This window comes from Microbacterium sp. MMO-113, assembly GCF_037148555.1.
In the GTDB taxonomy this organism is placed as follows: domain Bacteria; phylum Actinomycetota; class Actinomycetes; order Actinomycetales; family Microbacteriaceae; genus Microbacterium.
Window position 1 is genome coordinate 25659 of the sequence record NZ_JBBCTD010000006.1, and the last position, 18817, is coordinate 44475.

At 66.6% G+C, this 18817-nt stretch carries 23 protein-coding genes; 15 read left to right on the forward strand and 8 right to left on the reverse strand.

Annotated elements, in window-relative coordinates:
• The first annotated feature begins 28 nt into the window (after positions 1-28).
• The 4 genes from WFJ36_RS16820 to WFJ36_RS16835 all read left to right on the forward strand — a co-directional run bounded on the left by WFJ36_RS16820 (position 29) and on the right by WFJ36_RS16835 (position 2859).
• A complete protein-coding gene (locus WFJ36_RS16820) occupies positions 29-748 on the forward strand; it encodes a hypothetical protein (RefSeq protein ID WP_058631423.1) in 720 nt (239 codons plus the stop codon).
• Positions 726-1139, forward strand: coding sequence for a phage holin family protein (locus tag WFJ36_RS16825; RefSeq protein WP_046746438.1), 414 nt, complete (start codon positions 726-728; stop codon positions 1137-1139). Before WFJ36_RS16820 ends, WFJ36_RS16825 begins: the two co-directional genes overlap by 23 nt.
• Entirely contained in the window at positions 1136-1699 is a 564-nt protein-coding gene (locus tag WFJ36_RS16830; protein ID WP_058631421.1) for a DUF3618 domain-containing protein, read from the forward strand. The genes WFJ36_RS16825 and WFJ36_RS16830 overlap by 4 nt, the downstream gene beginning before the upstream one ends.
• A 62-nt stretch (positions 1700-1761) precedes the next feature.
• Positions 1762-2859 (forward strand): YihY/virulence factor BrkB family protein, encoded by a 1098-nt coding sequence (locus WFJ36_RS16835; RefSeq protein WP_336643788.1) that lies wholly within the window; start codon positions 1762-1764, stop codon positions 2857-2859.
• Positions 2860-2891: 32 nt separating this feature from the next.
• Here the strand turns inward: WFJ36_RS16835 and WFJ36_RS16840 are convergent, their stop codons facing one another.
• Both WFJ36_RS16840 and WFJ36_RS16845 read right to left on the reverse strand, forming a co-directional pair.
• Positions 2892-3608, reverse strand: a complete 717-nt coding sequence (locus WFJ36_RS16840) for a TetR/AcrR family transcriptional regulator C-terminal domain-containing protein (protein ID WP_127481604.1) — start codon at positions 3606-3608, stop codon at positions 2892-2894.
• A gap of 218 nt (positions 3609-3826) precedes the next feature.
• Complete coding sequence (locus WFJ36_RS16845) at positions 3827-4030, reverse strand: hypothetical protein (protein WP_127481605.1); 204 nt, start codon at positions 4028-4030, stop codon at positions 3827-3829.
• 700 nt (positions 4031-4730) lie between these two features.
• Between WFJ36_RS16845 and WFJ36_RS16850 the strand changes: the two genes are divergently transcribed.
• Positions 4731-5069 (forward strand): DUF7882 family protein, encoded by a 339-nt coding sequence (locus tag WFJ36_RS16850; RefSeq protein ID WP_336643789.1) that lies wholly within the window; start codon positions 4731-4733, stop codon positions 5067-5069.
• A 54-nt stretch (positions 5070-5123) separates the two neighbouring features.
• Positions 5124-5399 carry a hypothetical protein gene (locus tag WFJ36_RS16855; protein WP_336643790.1) on the forward strand — a complete coding sequence of 92 codons (276 nt, stop codon included), beginning with the start codon at positions 5124-5126 and terminating at the stop codon, positions 5397-5399.
• Here the strand turns inward: WFJ36_RS16855 and WFJ36_RS16860 are convergent.
• Together WFJ36_RS16860 and WFJ36_RS16865 are read right to left on the reverse strand one after the other, a co-directional pair.
• Complete coding sequence (locus tag WFJ36_RS16860) at positions 5396-5725, reverse strand: DUF7882 family protein (RefSeq protein WP_336643791.1); 330 nt, start codon at positions 5723-5725, stop codon at positions 5396-5398. The two genes, WFJ36_RS16855 and WFJ36_RS16860, sit on opposite strands and share 4 nt — an antisense overlap.
• A 300-nt stretch (positions 5726-6025) precedes the next feature.
• Positions 6026-6322 (reverse strand): DUF7882 family protein, encoded by a 297-nt coding sequence (locus WFJ36_RS16865; protein ID WP_336643792.1) that lies wholly within the window; start codon positions 6320-6322, stop codon positions 6026-6028.
• A gap of 34 nt (positions 6323-6356) precedes the next feature.
• Between WFJ36_RS16865 and WFJ36_RS16870 the strand changes: the two genes are divergently transcribed.
• The 6 genes from WFJ36_RS16870 to WFJ36_RS16895 all read left to right on the forward strand — a co-directional run bounded on the left by WFJ36_RS16870 (position 6357) and on the right by WFJ36_RS16895 (position 11520).
• Positions 6357-7289, forward strand: coding sequence for an NAD(P)-dependent oxidoreductase (locus WFJ36_RS16870; RefSeq protein WP_336643804.1), 933 nt, complete (start codon positions 6357-6359; stop codon positions 7287-7289).
• 641 nt (positions 7290-7930) lie between these two features.
• Positions 7931-8272 (forward strand): DUF7882 family protein, encoded by a 342-nt coding sequence (locus WFJ36_RS16875; protein ID WP_336643793.1) that lies wholly within the window; start codon positions 7931-7933, stop codon positions 8270-8272.
• Positions 8273-8741: 469 nt separating this feature from the next.
• The gene (locus tag WFJ36_RS16880; RefSeq protein WP_336643794.1) at positions 8742-9311 is read left to right on the forward strand and encodes a recombinase family protein; all 570 of its coding nucleotides are present in this window, start codon (positions 8742-8744) and stop codon (positions 9309-9311) included.
• Complete coding sequence (locus WFJ36_RS16885) at positions 9308-9823, forward strand: hypothetical protein (protein ID WP_336643795.1); 516 nt, start codon at positions 9308-9310, stop codon at positions 9821-9823. The genes WFJ36_RS16880 and WFJ36_RS16885 overlap by 4 nt, the downstream gene beginning before the upstream one ends.
• A gap of 50 nt (positions 9824-9873) precedes the next feature.
• Positions 9874-10500, forward strand: a complete 627-nt coding sequence (locus tag WFJ36_RS16890; protein ID WP_336643796.1) for a hypothetical protein — start codon at positions 9874-9876, stop codon at positions 10498-10500.
• Between the two features lie 30 nt (positions 10501-10530).
• Positions 10531-11520: a zeta toxin family protein gene (locus tag WFJ36_RS16895; RefSeq protein WP_336643797.1), complete on the forward strand. Its 990-nt coding sequence runs from the start codon at positions 10531-10533 to the stop codon at positions 11518-11520.
• 181 nt (positions 11521-11701) lie between these two features.
• Here the strand turns inward: WFJ36_RS16895 and WFJ36_RS16900 are convergent, their stop codons facing one another.
• Positions 11702-12064: a hypothetical protein gene (locus WFJ36_RS16900; protein ID WP_336643798.1), complete on the reverse strand. Its 363-nt coding sequence runs from the start codon at positions 12062-12064 to the stop codon at positions 11702-11704.
• A gap of 252 nt (positions 12065-12316) precedes the next feature.
• Between WFJ36_RS16900 and WFJ36_RS16905 the strand changes: the two genes are divergently transcribed.
• Genes WFJ36_RS16905 through WFJ36_RS16915 form a run of 3 tightly spaced genes read left to right on the forward strand, consistent with a single transcriptional unit; the run spans position 12317 to position 15273 of the window.
• On the forward strand, positions 12317-12730 hold the full coding sequence (locus WFJ36_RS16905) for a plasmid mobilization protein (protein WP_144797853.1): 414 nt from the start codon (positions 12317-12319) through the stop codon (positions 12728-12730).
• Positions 12727-14418 carry a relaxase/mobilization nuclease domain-containing protein gene (locus WFJ36_RS16910; protein ID WP_442927882.1) on the forward strand — a complete coding sequence of 564 codons (1692 nt, stop codon included), beginning with the start codon at positions 12727-12729 and terminating at the stop codon, positions 14416-14418. The genes WFJ36_RS16905 and WFJ36_RS16910 overlap by 4 nt, the downstream gene beginning before the upstream one ends.
• 12 nt (positions 14419-14430) lie before the next feature.
• Positions 14431-15273: a hypothetical protein gene (locus WFJ36_RS16915; RefSeq protein WP_336643800.1), complete on the forward strand. Its 843-nt coding sequence runs from the start codon at positions 14431-14433 to the stop codon at positions 15271-15273.
• A gap of 49 nt (positions 15274-15322) precedes the next feature.
• Here the strand turns inward: WFJ36_RS16915 and WFJ36_RS16920 are convergent, their stop codons facing one another.
• The 3 genes from WFJ36_RS16920 to WFJ36_RS16930 form a co-directional block, all read right to left on the reverse strand.
• Entirely contained in the window at positions 15323-15790 is a 468-nt protein-coding gene (locus tag WFJ36_RS16920; RefSeq protein WP_336643801.1) for a DUF4913 domain-containing protein, read from the reverse strand.
• Positions 15787-17574 carry a type IV secretory system conjugative DNA transfer family protein gene (locus WFJ36_RS16925; protein ID WP_336643802.1) on the reverse strand — a complete coding sequence of 596 codons (1788 nt, stop codon included), beginning with the start codon at positions 17572-17574 and terminating at the stop codon, positions 15787-15789. Before WFJ36_RS16925 ends, WFJ36_RS16920 begins: the two co-directional genes overlap by 4 nt.
• Positions 17571-18817: ATP/GTP-binding protein (locus tag WFJ36_RS16930; protein ID WP_336643803.1), on the reverse strand; the 1247-nt coding region annotated here is incomplete at its 5' end. The genes WFJ36_RS16930 and WFJ36_RS16925, both read right to left, overlap by 4 nt.

Here is an 18817-nt window from a genome sequence, read left to right on the forward strand (position 1 = left end):
GTTCGGTCGGTCCGCGAGAGGAGCACTAATGTCGGACAACTATGAGACGACCAGCCCGAGCGGCTCGGGCGTGAACACCCCCGGTTCTTCGGGCAAGGTGGACGCTGCCAAGCAGGAAGCCGCCGACCTGAAAGACACGGCGGCGACGCAGGCGAAGGACGTTCTTGGCACGGCCAAGGATGAGGCTGCGACCGTCGTAGGGGAGGCGAAGACGCAGGCGAAGGATCTGTACGCGCAGACCCAGCGGGAGTTGTCGGAGCAGGCACACACCCAGCAGCAGCGTCTGGCCGGCGGCCTTCGCTCTGTGAGCAACGAGCTCGGCTCCATGGCCACCAACTCGGAAGGCAGTGGCGTCGCCAGCGATCTGGTCCAGCAGGTGTCGGGCCGTTTGTCTGCTGCCGCGACCTGGCTCGGCGACCGGGACCCTGGTTCCGTGCTCACGGAGGTCAAGCGCTACGCGCGTCGTAAGCCCGGCACCTTCATCCTCGCCGCAGCGATCGGCGGCATCGTTGTGGGACGCCTCACCCGCGCTCTCGCCGCGAACGCCTCCGACGAGAAGGACGCCGCCCCAACGCCCGCCCCAACGCCTGCTCCCGCGCCGGCACCTCGACAGGTCCACCCAGACCCGTCCGTGCCCGTCCCGGTGGGCAACGACACGGGCACCGGGACACCCCTCTACTCGCAGGCGGACGCAAGCCGTCCGGACATTCTGGGGGAGGACGGCTATGACCGACCCCACACCGTCTGAAGCGAAGGCCGCATCGACCTCGATCGGAGATCTGCTCGGAGAAGTGTCCCGTGACATTTCGACGCTGATGCGCCAGGAGGTCGCCCTCGCTAAAGCAGAGTTGAAGGACTCGGCCACGAAGTCCGCCAAGGGTGCGGGCCTGATGGGTGCAGCCGGCTACGGCGCACTGATGGCGGTGTTCTTCCTGTCCGTCGCGCTGTGGTGGGCTCTGGGAACGCTGATGGGCGGCGGCTGGTCCGGCGTTGTCGTCGCGGTCCTGTGGGCAGTCATCGCCCTGATCCTGTTCCTGGTCGGGCGCAGCCAGATCAAGCAAGTGAAGGGCGTCCCGCAGACCGTGGACACCCTCAAAGAGATCCCCGAAACGCTGAAGAGAAATGAGGAGAACCGATGAGCGATTCACCCGACGAGATCCGTGCCGACATCGAGCGGACCCGCCAAGACCTCGGCATGGACGTTGACGCCCTGGCCGACAAGGTCTCCCCGTCGAAGATCGTGGACCGACAGCTCGGCAAGGTGCGCGGTGCGTTCACCTCCGTGCGCGAGCGCGTGATGGGCGCCGCGGACGACGCCGGCTCATCACTGTCGGATGCGGGCTCTCACGCGGGAGAGCTGAAGGACCGGGCGGTCGCGAAAGCGGAAGGGAACCCGCTCGCTGTCGGACTGATCGCCTTCGGCGCCGGCCTGCTCGCGGCGTCGCTCATCCCCGCATCATCGAAGGAAAAGGACCTCGCCGCTACCGTGAAGGAGCAGGCACAGCCTCTCGTTGACGAGGTCACCGATGCGGCGAAGGAAGTCGGCGAGCATCTGAAGGAGCCGTTGCAGGCGTCCGTCGAATCCGTGAAGGCGTCCGCCCAGGACTCCGTCGCCACAGTCAAGGACGAAGCCCAAGGCGCGGTCGGCGACGTGAAAGACCAGGCTCAGCACGCTCGCGAGAACATCTCCGACAGCTGACCCCGCACGAATCGGGCGGGCCCGTCACACGACGGGCCCGCCCCTTCACGAAGGAACCTGCAATGACCAGCACAGCCCCCTCCACCCCGCGCAACGCCCCAGACCCCGAAGCATCAGGCAAGCCCGATTCCCCAGACGATCTGCACAAGAGGTCCTGGAAGTACGTGTTGCGCAAGACGATCCGCGAGTTCTCCTCGGACCAGTGCACGGACATCGCTGCGTCGCTGACGTACTACGCGGTGCTGTCGCTCTTCCCTGGCCTGATTGCGATCTTCTCGCTGCTGGGTGTCTTTGGGCAGGGAAAAGCCGCCAGCGATGCGGTGCTGGGAATCATCGAGCAGGTCGCTCCCGGCGACACGGTTGACACGATCCGCGGGCCGATCGAGCAGATCGCGGAATTCCCCGGTGCCGGATTTGCCCTCGTCACCGGCATCCTGCTGGCCATCTGGTCAGCATCCGGGTACGTGGGAGCGTTCAGCCGTGCGATGAACCGGATCTACGAGATCGAAGAGGGCCGGCCGTTCTGGAAGCTGAAGCCCGCCCAGCTGCTGGTCACCGTCATCACCATAGTGCTGCTCGTGATCGCCGCGATCATTCTTGTCGTCTCCGGCTCGGTCACCAAGGCGATCGGCGACGCACTCGGCATCGGCGACGTACCCCAGACGATCTGGTCCATCGCCAAGTGGCCGTTGCTCATATTCATCGTGGTGTTGGTCGTCGCGATCCTCTACTACGCCACCCCAAACGCGAAGCAGCCGAAATTCCGGTGGATCAGCATGGGCGCCCTGCTGGCAATCATTGTGCTCGCCTTCGCCACCGCAGCCTTCGGGTTCTACGTCGGCAACTTCTCCAACTACGACCGCACCTACGGCTCCCTCGCGGGAATCATCATCTTCCTGCTCTGGCTGTGGATCGCCAACCTCGCCCTGCTGTTCGGGGCAGAGTTCGACGCTGAGCTCGAGCGCGGCCGCCAACTGCAGGCCGGCATCGCAGCGGAGGAGGACATCCAGCTCCCGCCACGCGACACGCGCAAGAGCGACAAGGCCGCCGCAAAGGAGCAGGAGGATGTCGAGAAGGGCCGAGAGATCCGACAGAACGTGGACCCGGACGATGACACAGCCGAGGACACCACCACTCGAGGAACGCCTCGGAAACGCTGACGTCTGCCCGGCCTTGGGCGCTCACGTCATGTCTATTGGGTCAGCTCTCGGGCGAGACGGTCGAGGAGTACTTCTAGCGATACCTCGAACTCTTCGTCGGAGCGATCCTCGCTCAGAAGAGCCCGTAGCCGCAGGACCTCCGGCGCGTCCTGCAAGCTGATGCTGCCGTCGCGCTCGGGAATATCCGCGCCTCCTTCGTCCAGCGGTTCTTCCACCGGGCCCGTCTCAGCCCCCCGGACCGCGGACTCCAGCAAGAGTTGACCCAGTAGGAAACTACTGAAGGCACGGTACGCATCCACCGCTTGAGCGTCGGTGAACCCATGCCCCAAGAGGGCGCTGAGGAACGTGTTCACCACCTCGACGCTACGAAGCGGCGGGCGCAGCCAAGGGGCCGCGGGATGACGGGTCGCCACCAACGGAAACGCCTGCGGATGATCGATCGCGATCTGACGCACCTTATGTGCGACATCCTGCAGAAAGCCTTGCCAATGCTCTGTCAACTCGTCATCCAGGTCCGATGTCAACTGGCCGAGGAGCAGGGCGATCACACCCTCGAGTAGATCCTCACGCCCGTGCACGTACCGGTAGAGAGACATCGCCTCCACGCCCAACTCCTGAGCGAGCGAACGCATCGAGAGCCCCTGCGCACCTGAGCGATCAATCTGGTCCAGAGCAGTCTCGATAATGAGTTCGCGGCTCAGGCGGCCAGCCGATGACCCTCTGGACTCCCGGCTGGATTCCTTTGACATGACGTGCCATCCCTCCCACCGGTCAAAGCACGCACGCTATCCGTGAATGCGGATAGGACCGACCGATGTATGCCCACGGTAGACCCGCTTACGTTGTAAGCAGGGCTACCGACCCCCGCGCTGTCCGAGACTCGCCGCGCGACTCCGACCACTAGACGGGTTGAGCTCGATTGGCGGACCAGAGAGAGTGCTTCGGTCGTAGGCGATAGTCGGGAGCGTCAGTTGTCCCCGTCGGCGGCTTCGTCTTCTTCTGGGTTAAAGTGCGAAGGCGAGTCGGAGAGGCCTGCGGCTACCCCGTCGGGGTTCGTGGGGATGGTGTTGTCTTCCCCCAGGCCCCCGGGCTTGACTGTCCCATCGGAATCGTTGGTCGGAACATCGGTGTCGGAGTGCTCACGGCTCGAAGCATTGCTATCGTTCGTCATCGGCTTCTGCTTTCACTATGTCCTGTACTGCAAGAGACGGCAAGAATACCTCCTGCGACACGTTAGTTAGCACCCCACTGCCTATGAACCCAGGTCACGGTCGACCGAGGTTGGGAATTTCGCCACGCCTCAGCGTCAAGACGGTCTCACGACGCCGCGACTCAAGTCGGACGCTAGCGTCGACTGCTGCGCATGACCCGGTATCGGGACTAGGCCCGCGATGCTCCGGCCCGTCGGGATAGTTGCCGACCGAAAACGATCGTTTGCGGCTGGCCGTATGTTGAGTGCTCGGTTTAGCCGCCGGTAACGCTCACCGAAAAATGGTTCTGGCAGGGTGTTTCGGTGGGTGGTGAATCGAATCGGGCGCGGAAGCTCGAGCATCAGCGAGTTCGTGTCTTGCGCATGTGGGGTTCTTGGAGTGTGCTTCTTCTACTCGGTTTTTCGATTCGTCATAGACGGAGTGGTTGCATCGTCCCCCTCCTTGGTGCCCACTCCGAGCGGGGTGCCTCGACCTGTATGGCGGGCACCCCGTGCTTCACGCGCACCCAGTCACAGGCGGACACCGCCGCCGGTGGCTCTCCGCGTGACGATCGTGATCGTGTCGGGGAGGCTGATGACTTTGCCGGAACGTTCGTTCGAGCGGGGCAGATGACGACGCGTGTGCGGGATACTGGTGATGCACACGGCAGGAAGGTCGATCATGGGTAAGTTCACGTACGAGGGCGGTCAGAAGGTCGAGATTGAGGACCGCGCTCTGACCCATGTTCAGCTCGTGATCACGGCGAAGCTGCGCCGCGGGGAGCCGTTCCCGTTCACCTGGCGGGACGATGTCAGCATCGGTGGGGGCCGGACGACGGTGTGGATCCATCCGGGTAGCAATCTCGTGTTCAAGTTCTTCGGGAGCCGCACACCCCCGGTCAATCGTGCGTGGGTGGACGCGTTGGCGTTCACGGCGAATTCGCCGTCCGGCCTCTACATGGTCCCAGAGCCGGCGGAGGGTACGAGGTTGGACCAAGAGTTGGCTCCTGCCTCAGCATGACGTGATCGCGCAACCCTATTTGTCATGGTCCCTGGCGGTCGTACCGTGCTGGGTATGCGGGAACGGACGGTGGAGCAGACGCACGTGAGCATAGATGGCTCTCTTTTCGTGCTTTCCCCGTCGCAGGATGTCGACGAGTTGTGTGAGCAGCTGGAAGCTGCCGTGGCGACGGCGGGACGGGTCGTGCGGTTCGCGACGATCGATGGCCGCCAGGTGAGGGCCCTCATTACTCCGCGCAGCCGTGTCGTCATCACGGATGAGAACGTGACGTTCGACTCCGACGATACGGTGCTGTCGCTGGGCGCGTCGGGGAACTGGGATCTGCTTTAGGCGTTGTTGGCCTCGAGCTCGGGTGTTTCCAGGACCTCGTCGACGAGCATGATCCCGCCGCTGGAGTTCGCGGTGTGCATGAGCTGCTCTACCCACTTCACGTTGATCTGGGGTGCTTCGGGTTCATCGAACACGAACCGCAGCGGGATCGAGGGGTGAACCCAGATTGTGGAGCGCCCGCCGGGCTCTCCTTCGGGGTGCCTCCACGAGAGAGTGAACGACTCGTTGCGGCGGAGCTTGGTTGCGATGACGATCTTCAGGTGTGCGAGAGCGCGGTCATCGATGTGGATCTCATCATCGGATGCACCGTAGTGAAGAGTCGCCATACGCTCACCATAGCGGCAGACGTGGCCGGCGCCGCACGAAATCGCGCCGTCAAAAACCAAGGTGCGTCAGGCGGCTCGTGACCAGAGAGAGCCGTGTTCAGTGAACTGGGACGGGGGTGGGTGGTCGGGTGGTTGCTGAAGACTCTGGGGGAGGGAGAGCAACCGCCCGACCGCGTCGAAGATACCGGTCCCCAGGAAGGTGCCCCCACCCATCGATGTCGCAGACGCGAAGCAACAGTCCCATCTTTCCCCAGGTCGCGCAAGACAATCTTTGAGTAGGAGCGGCGCAGTGAGGCCTGTTCAGGGGAGTTGGTCGAGGACGAGTTCACCTCGCGAAGCGACGTGTTCCATCATCTTTTCGATCCGCGCGGGGTCGCTAGGCTGTAGCAGTGCGTCGTCGAAGGAGAAGATGAGGGGGATGCTCGGATGCATCCAGATCGTCAGACGGCTGGCCGGGACCTCATCGCGGGGGAGCCACGTCATCATGAAGCTTTCCTGGCGGCGCAGCTTGGTCCCGATCACGATCTTCAGCTGCGTGAGAGTCTCGTCGTCGATCTGAATCGGCGGCCGGGAGCTGTTGTATTCGAGTGTTCCCATGACGTGAACCTACTCGCTTCTTGCGGACATGCGAATGGGGGTGTGGCACAGTGCAGGGATGGACCTCCCTCACTCCCGTGCTGTCCCCGTCAGAATCGGGGTCGTGGGGGTGGGCCGCATGGGGGAACCGATCTCCCGGACGTTGACTGGCTCTCACTTGGTACAGGTCTTCGATGCGGATCCGGTCCGGACGACGACGGCGCCGGACCTGGCGTGGGCGGACTCCCTGCAGGAACTCGCTGCCGCATCGGACGTCCTTGTCACGGTTCTTCCCGGGCCGGTTGAGCTGCGCCAGGTCATGGTCGAGGTGCTTCCGCTGCTGCCTCCCGGCGCGCTCTGGCTGGATCTCACCTCCGGTGATCCTGCCGTCACCCGGGATCTCGCAGCCCATGCGGCACAGCATGACGTGTTGGTGGTGTCTGCGCCGATGGGCGGATCGGTCGACGAGGCCGCGCAGAGTACGCTCGTGTTCTTCGTCAGCGGCGAGGAGGTCGCACTCGCCCGGGCGCTGCCGATCCTGGAGGCTCTCGCGAAAGATGGTGGCATCCGGCGAGCCGGGGCACGCGCGGAGGACGGCCAGATCGTGAAGCTGCTCGCCAACGGACTCTGGTTTGCCCACGCGGTCGCGGCCGCAGAAGCACTCCTGATCGGCCAGGCCCTCGGCATCTCGCCCACCGAACTTCACCATCTTCTCCGGGACAGTGCGGGTGGGAGCCGGTTCCTCGACGAGCATGCCGGCCGACTTCTCGACGGCGACTACCTCACCACTTTCGGGGTCGACCGGGTCGTGGAAGAGCTCGACACCATCAGCACCATGGCCCGCACTGCGCAGGTCGCCACTCCGGTGCTCGATGCGTCCTCGAGCCTGCATCACGCAGCCCTTGACCACTTCGGACCGGAGCTGGGCGAATTGCTGGCGGTGAAGTTGCTCGAGCACCGTACGGGGCGTCAATTGCGCACCGACTGACGCTGAAGCGATGTGACGCCTGAAAGTGCAATCTGGCGGCCTTACTACCGGATGCCGCGCGCCGGATCAACCCCTCTTCCGGTGATCCGGGAGCGCACTATCTTCGGCCTACCGGAGGTGTTCCCCAGCATCTTCCGGGTACTACCGGTGGCCCCTCACGGACCCCAGCCCTCGTGGAGGTCGCCGGACCCTTCTAGGGGTTTGCGGATAAAAGTCGATCCCCCTCATGCGCGGGGGCGTATGAGGGGGATCGACTTTCACTCCGCGCAAGCGGAGGGCACGCGCTGACTGCTCCCGGTATCCCCAGATCCCGGTCCACCGACTCCCCAGAAGTGGTGCCAGAAAGCGCAGCCCACCGTCGGGAGACCTCACCATCCTGTCAGGCCGGGGCCGCCGGGGCACGTCCGCTGGGGTGCGGCTACAAAGATGCGTCACACACGCCGATGTGGACTTGTAGCTAACCCACTATAGACAAACGTCTAGGTCCGAACTCGCTGCTGTTGGACTCCAATTTGCAGCGATGGAACGCCTGGGGGTGTTGCTCGCGAACCAGCAGTGGGACGCTAAGTGTCTCCGCATCGCTGCCAATCCGGTTGCGATCACGGGCGCTGTCGCCCGGGGAGACAGAGCAAAGGCGCACCATGGGCACGTTCATCTACGAGGGGCATCAGAAAGCGGAGATCGAGGACCGTGCCCTCATACACCTGCAGCTCGTTATCACCGCGAAACTCCGCCGAGGGGAACCCTTCCCCTTCACCTGGCGAGAGGACATGAGTGTCGGTGGCGGCCGCACCACGGTGTGGCTGCACGAGCACAGCTCGATCACCTTCAAGTACCACGGCCGCCGGCAGCCGCCCATCAACCGGGCTTGGACGGACGCACTCGCTTTCACCGCGAACGCCCCCACCGGTCTGTATCTGACACCCGAGCCCCACGAGGGGACACACTTCGACCCCGGGACAAGCGCTCCAGCCCTCGCCTGAGCTGAAAGTTCAGGCTCTCGGTCGACGTCGCCGTGGGCCGCATCGGGTGAACGGACAGCTGCAACACCTCTTCGAGTCGGCACTCACTCGACGAGAACGACGGCTCACCAACGACCCGAGAAAGAGTCACGATTGGCGAGCCGCCGTAGCGACAACGATTATTGCGAGTCTTCCCCCGAAGACGGCTAGCGGTGTCAATAGCTGAGTCTACGGGGCTCAGACCAACCACCTCAGCGATGGAATACACGGCCTGGTCAGCGCACGCTCAAGAGCGTCTTTCTGAATGATCGTTCTTGCACGCACTTTTGAATTATCGATCAAGTGGCCGTAGTGGCACCCGCCGAAAACGATCGTTTTCGGCGGGCTCGTCGACATCGACGACCAGGTGCACGACACGCCGATAAACGATCCGCCGAAACCCCCTGCCGAAACCGAAACGCGCCGGAACATCGGCAGTACCGTTTTCGGCATGGCACACGAAGTCGGCTACGCCCGAGTCTCCAAGCGTGAGCAGAACCCGGACGCGCAGGAGGCCGAGCTGCGCGCCGCCGGCTGCGAACGAGTGTTCGTCGATCACGGCGAATCCAGCCGCGTCGCGGACCGCCCGCAGTGGCTTGCCTGCCTCGACTACCTCCGGCCGGGGGACACCCTGAAAGTGCGCCGCCTCGACCGGCTCGCCGGCAGTGAGCGCATCCTGATCGAGACGTTGCAGGACCTCGACGCCCGACAGGTCAACATCGTCAGCCTGACGGAGCCGATGATCGACACCACGACACCGATGGGCCGCGCCCTCTACGGCATCGTCGCCGTGTTCGCGCAGCTCCGCGTCGACACGATCCGAGAGAACACGACCCGCGGCCTGGACTACGCCCGCAGCCAGGGCCGCGTAGGCGGCCGGCCAAGCGTAATGACCCCCGAGCGGATCGCAACGGCGGAGCGCATGCGGGCCGAGCATCAGAGCTGGGAGAGCATCGCGCGCGTGCTCGGAGTCGGAGCCACCAGCGTGCGTCGTGCCCTCGATGGGAGAGTTGCGGGGTGACCTTCCTCGACGACTTCATTCCGCAGCTCCTTGCCACCCTTATCGGCGGCGTCATAGGCGTGTTCGGGGTCTGGTGGGCGTTCCGCCTGCAGAGACGTGCTGCCGCCCGTGACGACGTAGACCGAGCTGTCGAGAACCTTCTCATCCGGATCTCGGATCACGTCGAGGCCGTCGAGGCCTATAACTCCGAGTTCAACATGATGCGCTGGGACGGGACCGACAAGCTCGGACGGACTTTCCCCCACGCAGCGCCAGTCTCGATCGCTGTCGAACTCTTGCGCATTCGAACTAGTGATGAGGATCGCGAGATAGCCGATCTGCTGGGCGCGACCTGGAGTCACGTCGCACATTCCACGCGCGTCAACCGAGCAAGTGCCGCCGGCCATATGGCTACCGCGATCACACGTTGGCGACTGGGAGAGCCCCGGGACGCGGTTGCAGACAGCCTCGAAACGGCGCGACAGCTCTCCCTTCCGGACGATGAGGTCGAGGTCACATCCGACGAGGACTGATAGCGCTATCTATCATCCTTTGATAGAATGTTCTATAGGAGGTGGTCGTCATGACGATCGCAGAGGTTCCGGCCGAGGCGCGCGCGGCAGTGCTCGCGCGCCGCCGGAAGGAGATGGACGAGCTGGACTACCGGCGCGAGCTGCGCCGCCTGGACCAGCGTGGGTACAGCCAGCGAGAGATTGCCAAGTGGCTCGGTATCGCGCAGCCGTCCGTGCTCAGCGCGCTCCGCACCGCGGCGAAGGTGTCGATGCCGCTGGACGGATTCTCGGGCGCGACTCCCTACGAGATTTGCCAGCGCTACGCTGCAGGCTTCATCGACCGGGCGCAGCTCGTCGACGAGCTCACGCGATTCCCGTACGTGAAAGGCGGGCAGACGGACGGGTATGACTCGTTGATCGTCGACCCTGCCGGCACATGGTCGGAGGTCAGCGACGCCGCCCGTCGTGGGCTCATCGAGGATGACGTCTACGAGGAAGTGTTCAACCGTCGGCACGGGCTCGAGCAGGAGCCCCGCACGTGCTCGTCGACGGCGGACTACAGCGGTATCTCTCAGTTCGAGTTCCACATCACTGAGCGCATGACAACGGACGACGCGTACGACACGTTGATGCGCGACGCCGAGGTCGTGGATCTTTCAGCTCGCGAGGTCCCAAACCAGGCGCGACGGGACACGTAGCGCGTGGTTTCCGATGCAGTCGCTCGCCACATGCACACGGTGCGCGAGCTGTCCAAGCCTGGACAAGCACTCGCGCCTAACGCGGCCACAGCGACGACGAACAACCCCGCCTGGTGGATCGAGGGCGAAGTCACGCCGTCGCGTCGACGGCTGCACACGCGCCTGCTCCAGGAGGCCCGTGACGCCGCTCCCGACGTCGAGCAGCAGCGCCGTGCGATCGTGCTTGCCGGCCCTCCCGGCGCCGGCAAGAGCACCGTCCTGGCCGACGTGCTTGGCGAGCATCGGGGCAAGTACCTTGTGATCGACGCGGACGAGTTCAAGCGGTCCCTCCTGCGCGAGGCGCAGGCGGATGGGAGCTACGACCAGTGGCTCATGCCCGACGCCATTCGGGAGCGCGAGGCGCAGGGGGAGAGGTTCTACCCGCTGGAGCTGGCATCCCTCGTGCACGAGGAATCGTCCTACCTCGCCAAGAGCTTGCGAGCGGACGCGATCGCCGCGGGCGACAACATCGTGATCGACACCGTTCTCAGCAACGAAGCCGACGCCCTCGCGCTCGGGCAGCGACTCACGGACGCCGGCTACGACGTGCGCGTGATCGACGTCGAGGTGCCCTACGAGCTGTCGGAAGAGCGCATCCGTGGTCGCTGGGAGCACGCCTACACGACCGCCCTGGAGGGCGGTGACTCGCTCGGCGGCCGATGGGTTCCCAGCGAGTACGCGCGCGACGTGTTCGACGGACCTGGCGGCCGGTCGAAGCCGGAGGCCGCAGCACGCGCGCTGGCCGAGCAGTGCCCGTCAGTCGGTCGCTACCGAGTGTTCCGCACGACGGCCGAAGAGGCGCGCGCAGCGGACGCCGAGGGGCGTGCTGCGCAGGCGACGGTCGAGGTCGACAAGTCCCGCAGCTCGCGCAGCGCCGCGCTCATCGACACGGCCGTGGCACGCACGCAACAGCGTGCCGCAGTCGCACGTCCCAGCGCCGCAGATCGCGGACCATCTGTGAACGGTCCAGAGCGGGCCTAGCCGTTCTTCCCCCTTGTCCTGATAACAGCCCAACCACACGAGAAAACCCCCTGTCAGGGGTGAGGCTCCGCCTCATCGCGAAGCGACGCGCAGCGCCCTTGACAGGGGGTTTGCTCGTGTCACCATCCGGGCATCAGGGGGAGGGGGATACCCACAGTGAGACGGTGTGAATAGCGCGGGCTCAGGTGTTGTTGTCTGCCGCGGCAGCATCGGCGGCAGCGTTGCGCTCAGCAACGGTGCTGCGAGCGGCGCGCTTACGGGTGCGCTGCTTCTTGTCGGGCTCATCGAAGCCGATCTTGCGCAGCTCGACGTCGGTCCATCCGGCCGACAGCGCGGCGTTGTAGCGTCGCACGTCCGCGCGCTCGGCGTCGCTCACGAGCGTGGCCAGCTCGCGCTCCAGATCGGCGCGGCGACGGTCGGCATCGGCGCGCACGTCGACGACGTTCTGACGCGCCTCCGCGAGGCCACGAATGGTGCTTAACCGCTCCTGCTGGAGCTGGTTGGCTCGTGCTTCTGCTTCTTCAACGGAGAGTATTTTAGCCATATCCACAGTGTATGTATCGGTTCCGTCAAACACCAGAGCGCGCGCAGCGCGGGGAAGCTCCGAAGCGGCGCAGCCGCTTCCACCCCCTCCTGTCGTCGGTGGCGGTCTCTGTGGAGTCCCAGACGGAGCAAGCTATACAGCTACCCGGGGTAACTGGGGCTTGATCCTCGACACGGGGTCGCGGATGCGTCACACTAGACGTGTGGTCCCCGTTCGGGGTCGCTGCGCTGGCATCAGAAAGGCGGTGTTGTTATGGCGAACGAGTCGCCGGAACGCCGCACGCCCAGGGGTCGGCGTCGTGCGAACGTCCCAGGGGGACGCACGAAGCGGCACGAGGTATGGGTGTCGCCCGAGGAAGAGGGCGAGCTGTACCGTCGTGCGCTTGCGCAGAACGTAACGATCCCGCGCTACCTCTACGAGTGCGCGATGGCACCGGAGACGGGCGAGACGGCGACAGCGCGGCGTGAGCAGCTTGCAGATCTGTTCCGGCTGCACCGTTCCCTCGCGAGCGTCGGGAACAACCTCAACCAGATCGCGCGTGCGACCAACGCTGAGGGGTTTGTACCGGTCGAGCTGCGCGACGAGCTGCGGCACACCATTGCCGCGGTGCGTCGTACGGCGGAGCAGATCGACGAGGTAGTGGATCAGCTCGGAGTCCGCGCATGATGCCGAACGTCGTGCGCGGCGATCGCATGTCTGGATTGCTGACGTACCTCGCGGGCGCTGGACGTCACAACGAGCACACGGAGCCGCACGTCGTCGCGGGCGATGACGCGATCATGGCGTGGCACGCGGACACCGAGCTTGGGCGCGATTCCGCCCTGGCGATCGCGCGCCACCTGGACCGCACCAAGCAGGCGTTCGGCACGGAGGTTTCCGGCGGTCACGTGTGGCACTGCTCGCTGTCGCTGCGCGCCGAAGAGGGCATGCTCACCGACGACCAGTGGAACGCGATCGCGCGCGACTTCGTGACGCTGATGGACTTCGATGATGCCGAAGGGACGAAGGCTCCGACGCGATGGGCCGCTGTCCGTCACGGCGTCAGTCAGAACGGCAACGACCACATTCACATCGTGGTCAACCTCGTGCGCGAGGACGGCACGAAGGCGAGCGTTCACAACGACTTCCACCGCGCACAGAAGGCAGCGCGCGCCCTGGAGCAGAAGTACGGCCTGGAAGAGCTGGAGTCGGCATCCGCTGACCGGTCGACGCGAGGCTACGACCCGGCCGAGCAGGAGGCACAGGCGCGTTCGCGGGCCGAGTGGAAGTACGATCGCGCGCGCCGCGACAGCGACGAGCTGATGCCGTCGTGGGAGCAGCTTGCACCCACTGATCGACAGGCCCGCATCGCCGCGGAGAAGAGCACGGATCAGCCCCGGTACGCGCTCGCTCGCACCGTCCGCGGCTGCGCCACCGCGGCCGAGAGCGAAGGCGAGTTCGTGCGTCGCATGCGCCGTTCGGGCCTCATCGTGCGGCCGCGGTTCGCGGAGGGCACGCAGGACGTCATCACCGGCTACAGCGTGGCCCGTCGACCGGAGGCCGGCGAACGGCCCATCTGGTACGGCGGCGGACACCTGGGCCGTGACCTGACGCTGCCGCGACTGCGCGCGGAATGGCCCGATACTCCCAGCGGTGCGACGGATGCCGCGGCCGAGTGGAACGCCGCGTACCGCGGCCGTCGCGTCGTGCAGCCTGGACGCGAGGCGGCCGAGGTCGACCCGCAGATGTACGAGCAGATGAACGCCGAGCTGGGCGAGCTGCGCGAACGGCTGCGTGGCGTTCCCGTCGAGGATCGCGAGACGTGGGCGCGTGTCGCACGGCACACGGCAGGAGCGTTCGCCGCATGGTCGAACGCGATCGAGAACGAGCCGGGAGATCTCGCCCGAGCGTCCGACATTCTGTCGCGATCGGCACAGACGTGGCGCACGCCGATCAAGCCGAAGCCGACCAGCATGGGGTCGCTCGCCGGCACGGCGATGCTTCTCGCGTCGGGTGCCCGTGGCGGGAAGGGGCTTGCTGCGCAGGTCATCATGATCCGCCAGCTCGCGAACCTCGCGAAGGCGGTCTACGACGCCGCCCGAGCAAACGGTGAGCTGCGCCAGGCTCAGGCAATCCGTGACGCCGAGCGGGAGCACCTGCGCACCGTGCACGCCCGCCTGGAGGCGTACGCATCGACCGCACCGGCACAGGCACCGGCGCTCACGGTCGACCCCGAACTGGAGGCGATGAAGCAGCGCATCAGCGCCGGCCGCACAGACGTCAACAAGATCGGTTCGCCGCTGCCGACCGAGCTGCCCGCCCGCCCGCGCGTGAGCCAGAGCGTGAAGCAGCCGGAGCGCGGCCCCGAGCGATAGGAGGGTACGGAAATGGTGGACACAGACGGAATCGAAGAGAGCCTGGAGGGCATGGCGCGCGTCGCCGTCACGGCCGGCGCTCGGCTCGGTGAACAGCTCAGCCAGGCGATCGCACAGCGCGCCCGTGAGCTGGAGGCGCGCGCGGCCACCGAGGCCCGCGACCTGCGCGACCGGTTCGAGGCCGAACGCGCCGCCGCGGTGGCCGAGGTCCGGCAGGTGCACGGGGCGGAGTTCTGGAACCAGAACGATCCGCAGCGCATCGGACAGACGTTCGCCACGGCGCGCGCCTGGCGCGACTTCGAGCCCGAGGCTCGCAGCGCCGAGGACCGCATGAAGGTCGAGCTGCACGAGCGCTACGGGATCGTCACCGATGCGCTCGGCGGTGACCCGGCGAAGGTGCAGGAGTGGGTCGCACGGCTGGAGGCGGAGCGCCTCGACCGGCTTGCCCAGGAAGAGCGGCGTAAGGAGCAGGAGGACCGCGCAGACGCCGCCGTGACCCTCAGCGAGGCCGACCGGCTCGACGCTCAGGCGGCACAGGCTGAGGCGGCCGCGCAGCACGAGCCAGACCCGGCCGAGCGCGACGCCGCGGCGTCCCAGGCCGGCGAGCTGCGCGAGGCCTCCACGGACGCCCGTTCGGAGTCCACGCAGGACTACGACAGCGCCGGTCGACGAGCTGCGCGCGCGGCCGAGCTGGAGGGCAAGCAGATCGACCAGGAGACGGTCGCGACGCGCATGCGCGCGGACGTCAGCCAGGGGCGGCCGGCGTCCGAGGCCGTGAGCGCCGGCAAGGCCGCGAAGGCGCGCAAGACGCGCATCGGAGCCAGCGCGGGACGCACGCAGCAGCTCGGTCGCTGAGAGCACGAGAGAGGGGCGCCACCCGTGGGTGCGGCCCTCTCTCGTTGCGTCAGGAGGTCGGTGTCACTCGCTCGTCGACGAACAGCCCTTCGGGTGGCTCCACGTGCGTCAGCGGCTTGCCGTAGTCGATCGCGTCGGGGGAGCCGTGGAAGGGGCCGTCGTCGGCCATGAGCACCCGCATGTGGTGGTCAGCGTGATCGCGCCACCACACGGACATGCCCGTTGCCGGGTCGAGGCGCAGGTGCTCCCACGCCCGCCAGAGCGCTTCGAGGCGCATCACGGCCTCGTCGTGCTTCCACCACTCGCCCGACCACCACGGCGCGAGGCGGCCGCTGGTCTTGCGCCGGTAGGCGTGCCGGAGGAACTGGTCGACGAACTCGCTGACGTTGCCGTAGACGAGCTGCGGGCCGGGTCCCGGCGTCTCGGTGCCGGCGTCGTCCGTCGACGCCTCAGAGCCGCCGTCAGCGGCCGGCCACGACGTCTCTTCGTCGTCGTCCCACTCACCCAGACCGCTCATGCTGCACCCTCCTGCTCGAGCTGACGTGCGACGGTGACGACTTCCGCCTCCGCCTCCGCGATCGTCCGCGTGCCCTGCGGATCGTGCGCCTTGATCGAGGCGCGCACCTTCTCCGCGAACGGGCCCGTCATCCAGGGCTTCGTGCGGATCAGTGTCGGCCGCGAACCCGATGCGATCACCACGGCGCGACCCTTTGGCATAGCGCCGAGCTCCGAGACGTCCAGCGTGCGCTCCCGCTGCACTTGCTGGGACACCGAGCGGTGCCCGGTCCCGGACGACACCGACGTGCGCACGCGATCGTGCTCACCGATCAGCCGGGACAGATCCTCCAGGAACGCTGTCTCGGAGACACCGCCGCCGTAGCACTTGATGTTCGAGGCCGACCAGAGCTTGCGCATGCCGGACTCGCCCCACACGTCGACGCCCTGCGACCACGACTGCAGGATGGTCATGAGGACGATTCCCCGGCTGCCGTAGTGGCTGTAGAGGTCGGGGAGCGTCCGCCACCGGCACACGTTCGCGGCCTCGTCGAGCACGCCCAGGAGCGGCGTCGAGAGACGTCCGCCAGGCGAGTGCACGGCCAGTTCTTCGGCGGCCTCCACCACGGCGACGGTGAGCGCCGTCACGAGCGGGCCGGCGGTGCCGCGGCCCTCCTTGGACAGGCTGTAGAGCGTGCCCCCCGCGCGCACGAACGCGGCCGGATCGAACGTCGGCCGCGTGTCGCCCAGCTCGGGAACGATCCACCGCACGATCGTGCGGTTGGTCAGGCACGCCGCCATTTGCTGCGCCGTGCCGTAGATGCCGCCGCGCTGCTTGTCCGGTGCGTTCACGACGCCAGCCACCTGGTCGGCGGTCAGGTCGAAGCCATGCGACTCCAGGATGCGCACCGGCTCCTCCTCGCTCGGGCGGGTGAGCCACCGGTACACGTCCGTGATCGGGCGCTGGTCGAGAGCTGCGGCGAGCAGCAGACCGGCCAGGAGGTCTTGGCCAGCCGGGTCGAAGTAGGCATCCGTCTTGGCTCCCGGTTCACGGCTGCCCGCGGCGAAGTGCTCCGCGAGCTTGGCTGCGCGAACCTCATCGGTGACGTAGCTGAGCGGGTTCCAGTACCAGGTCGGTTCCTCCAGCGCGATGCCCTGCGGATCGAATACCCACACCGGGCCGCGCTCGGCGCGGACGTCGCGGGTCGCGTCCACGACGTCGCGCTTGTTCGACGTGACGAGCGCGGCGCCCGGTGCGTCGAGGATCGCCGGCACGGCCCGCGAGGTGGTCTTACCGGTACGCGGCCCCCAGATGTCGATATGCATGTCCTCCCAGGAGGCGAACAGCGGCCTGCCGCTGAACAGGTGCGTGCCGATCGGGACGCCGGCACTGTCAGCGACGCCGAGCCGCTGCGCGGTCGCGCGGGCCGACTTCTCGCTCAGCGCCTCCACGTCCCGACCGATCCCCATGTAGCGGGAGGCCGAGTCGACGCGCGTGCGGTTCTTCTGACCGCCGTGGCGCAGCCAGAGGTAGAACGCGACCAGGAGCAGCGCCGCGACGGCGAAGCCGACCGCGATCCACGTCGACGCCGGCAGCCACTCGATGCGGCCCCGGAACAGGTCGATAACGACCTTGAAGGGGTCAGAGGGCAGCGTGTCGGCGGTGCCCGCCCACTGGTGGGCGAGGGTGACCGACGTCCACGCTCCGACGCCCAGAACGGCCGCGCCGCCCGCGATGACGAGGACCGCGAGGCTCTGGCCGGACATGCCCGCGGGATCGCGGCGGCGGTTGTTGGGCTGGCTCATGCGACGGCCTCCTCAGCGTGCGCGCGGCGGCTGCGGCGGCCGACACGAGACTGGTCGTGCCAGAGCTTGTTCGTGTCGCTCACCTGGAGCTCCACGGACGTCAGCTCGACGTTGACGGGGATGCCGGGGCGGCCGCCGACCTTAACGAGGAACTTGCCGCGGCCGGGAGGCTCGGCCTCGCGTCCGGTTGCCGGGTCCCACTCGGGCGGGTCCTGCCAGCCGATGAGTAGTTCCTGCTCGGCGTTCGAGAACGGCACAGCGCTCGTGAGCTGCGGCATTTCTGCGGACGGTAGACCGCCGCAGATGACCATGCCGGAGCGCTCCACGAAGCCCTTGGCCTTCATCCGGTCGTCCTCGCTGGGGAGGGCGAGAAGATCGCTCATCGTGTGCGAAATCATCGCCATGCCGACGCCGCGCTGACGGTTCAGGCGCGTGAGCGCGTCGACGCGATCGACCATGCCGCGGCCGGCGCGCAGCGCCCGCCACAGCTCGTCGAGGATGACGAAGTAGTGGCGACGCGGCTCCAGACCGGCGTCCGCCAGCGCGTTCGCGACGTTGACGGTTCCGAATCCAGCGCTCCAGCACGCCAGCAGGGTCGCGGCCTGGAGGTCCATGTCGGAGTCATCGATCGCGCTCACGTCGTAGACCACGGGGCGGTCCCGACGCATCGGGTTCGTCGTCGGGCGAGCGAACGTCTCACCGAGGCGGCCGCCGCCGACGAGGCCGATCAGAGAGGCCTCCAGGTGCTCGGTGATCGCCTTGTACTTCTCGTCGATGCCGCGATCCAGCGCGACCTCTCGGACCTCCTTCGGGCCGTCCTGGATGACTCGCAGGAGGTCGCCCAGCACGGGCACGCCGTCGTGGTTCTCGTCGAGCCACTTCAGTGCCCGGTCCAGGATCGTCTCTTCGCGGTCGGTCGGCGGTTGCTGCCGGATGATCGTCAGGAGCGCGGAAACGATCGTGTGCCGCCGCCCGTGGGCGTCGGCCATGACCTGAGCTGCTTCCTTCTCGAAGCCCTCTTCCCGCAGCCGTGCGGCCGCCTCCACGGCCTCCCCAGGATCGAGGACGTTCAGATACCCGCGGCCGTGGCCGAGGGTGATGATCTGCCCGCCCATTGCGTTGATGAGGTCGACGTAATCCGGCTTCAAGTCGCCCAGCACGAGCGGCATCACGCCGTAGCCGGCGAGGCCCGTGGCCATGCGCCGGATGATCGTCGACTTGCCGAGTCCGGGCTTGCCGAGCA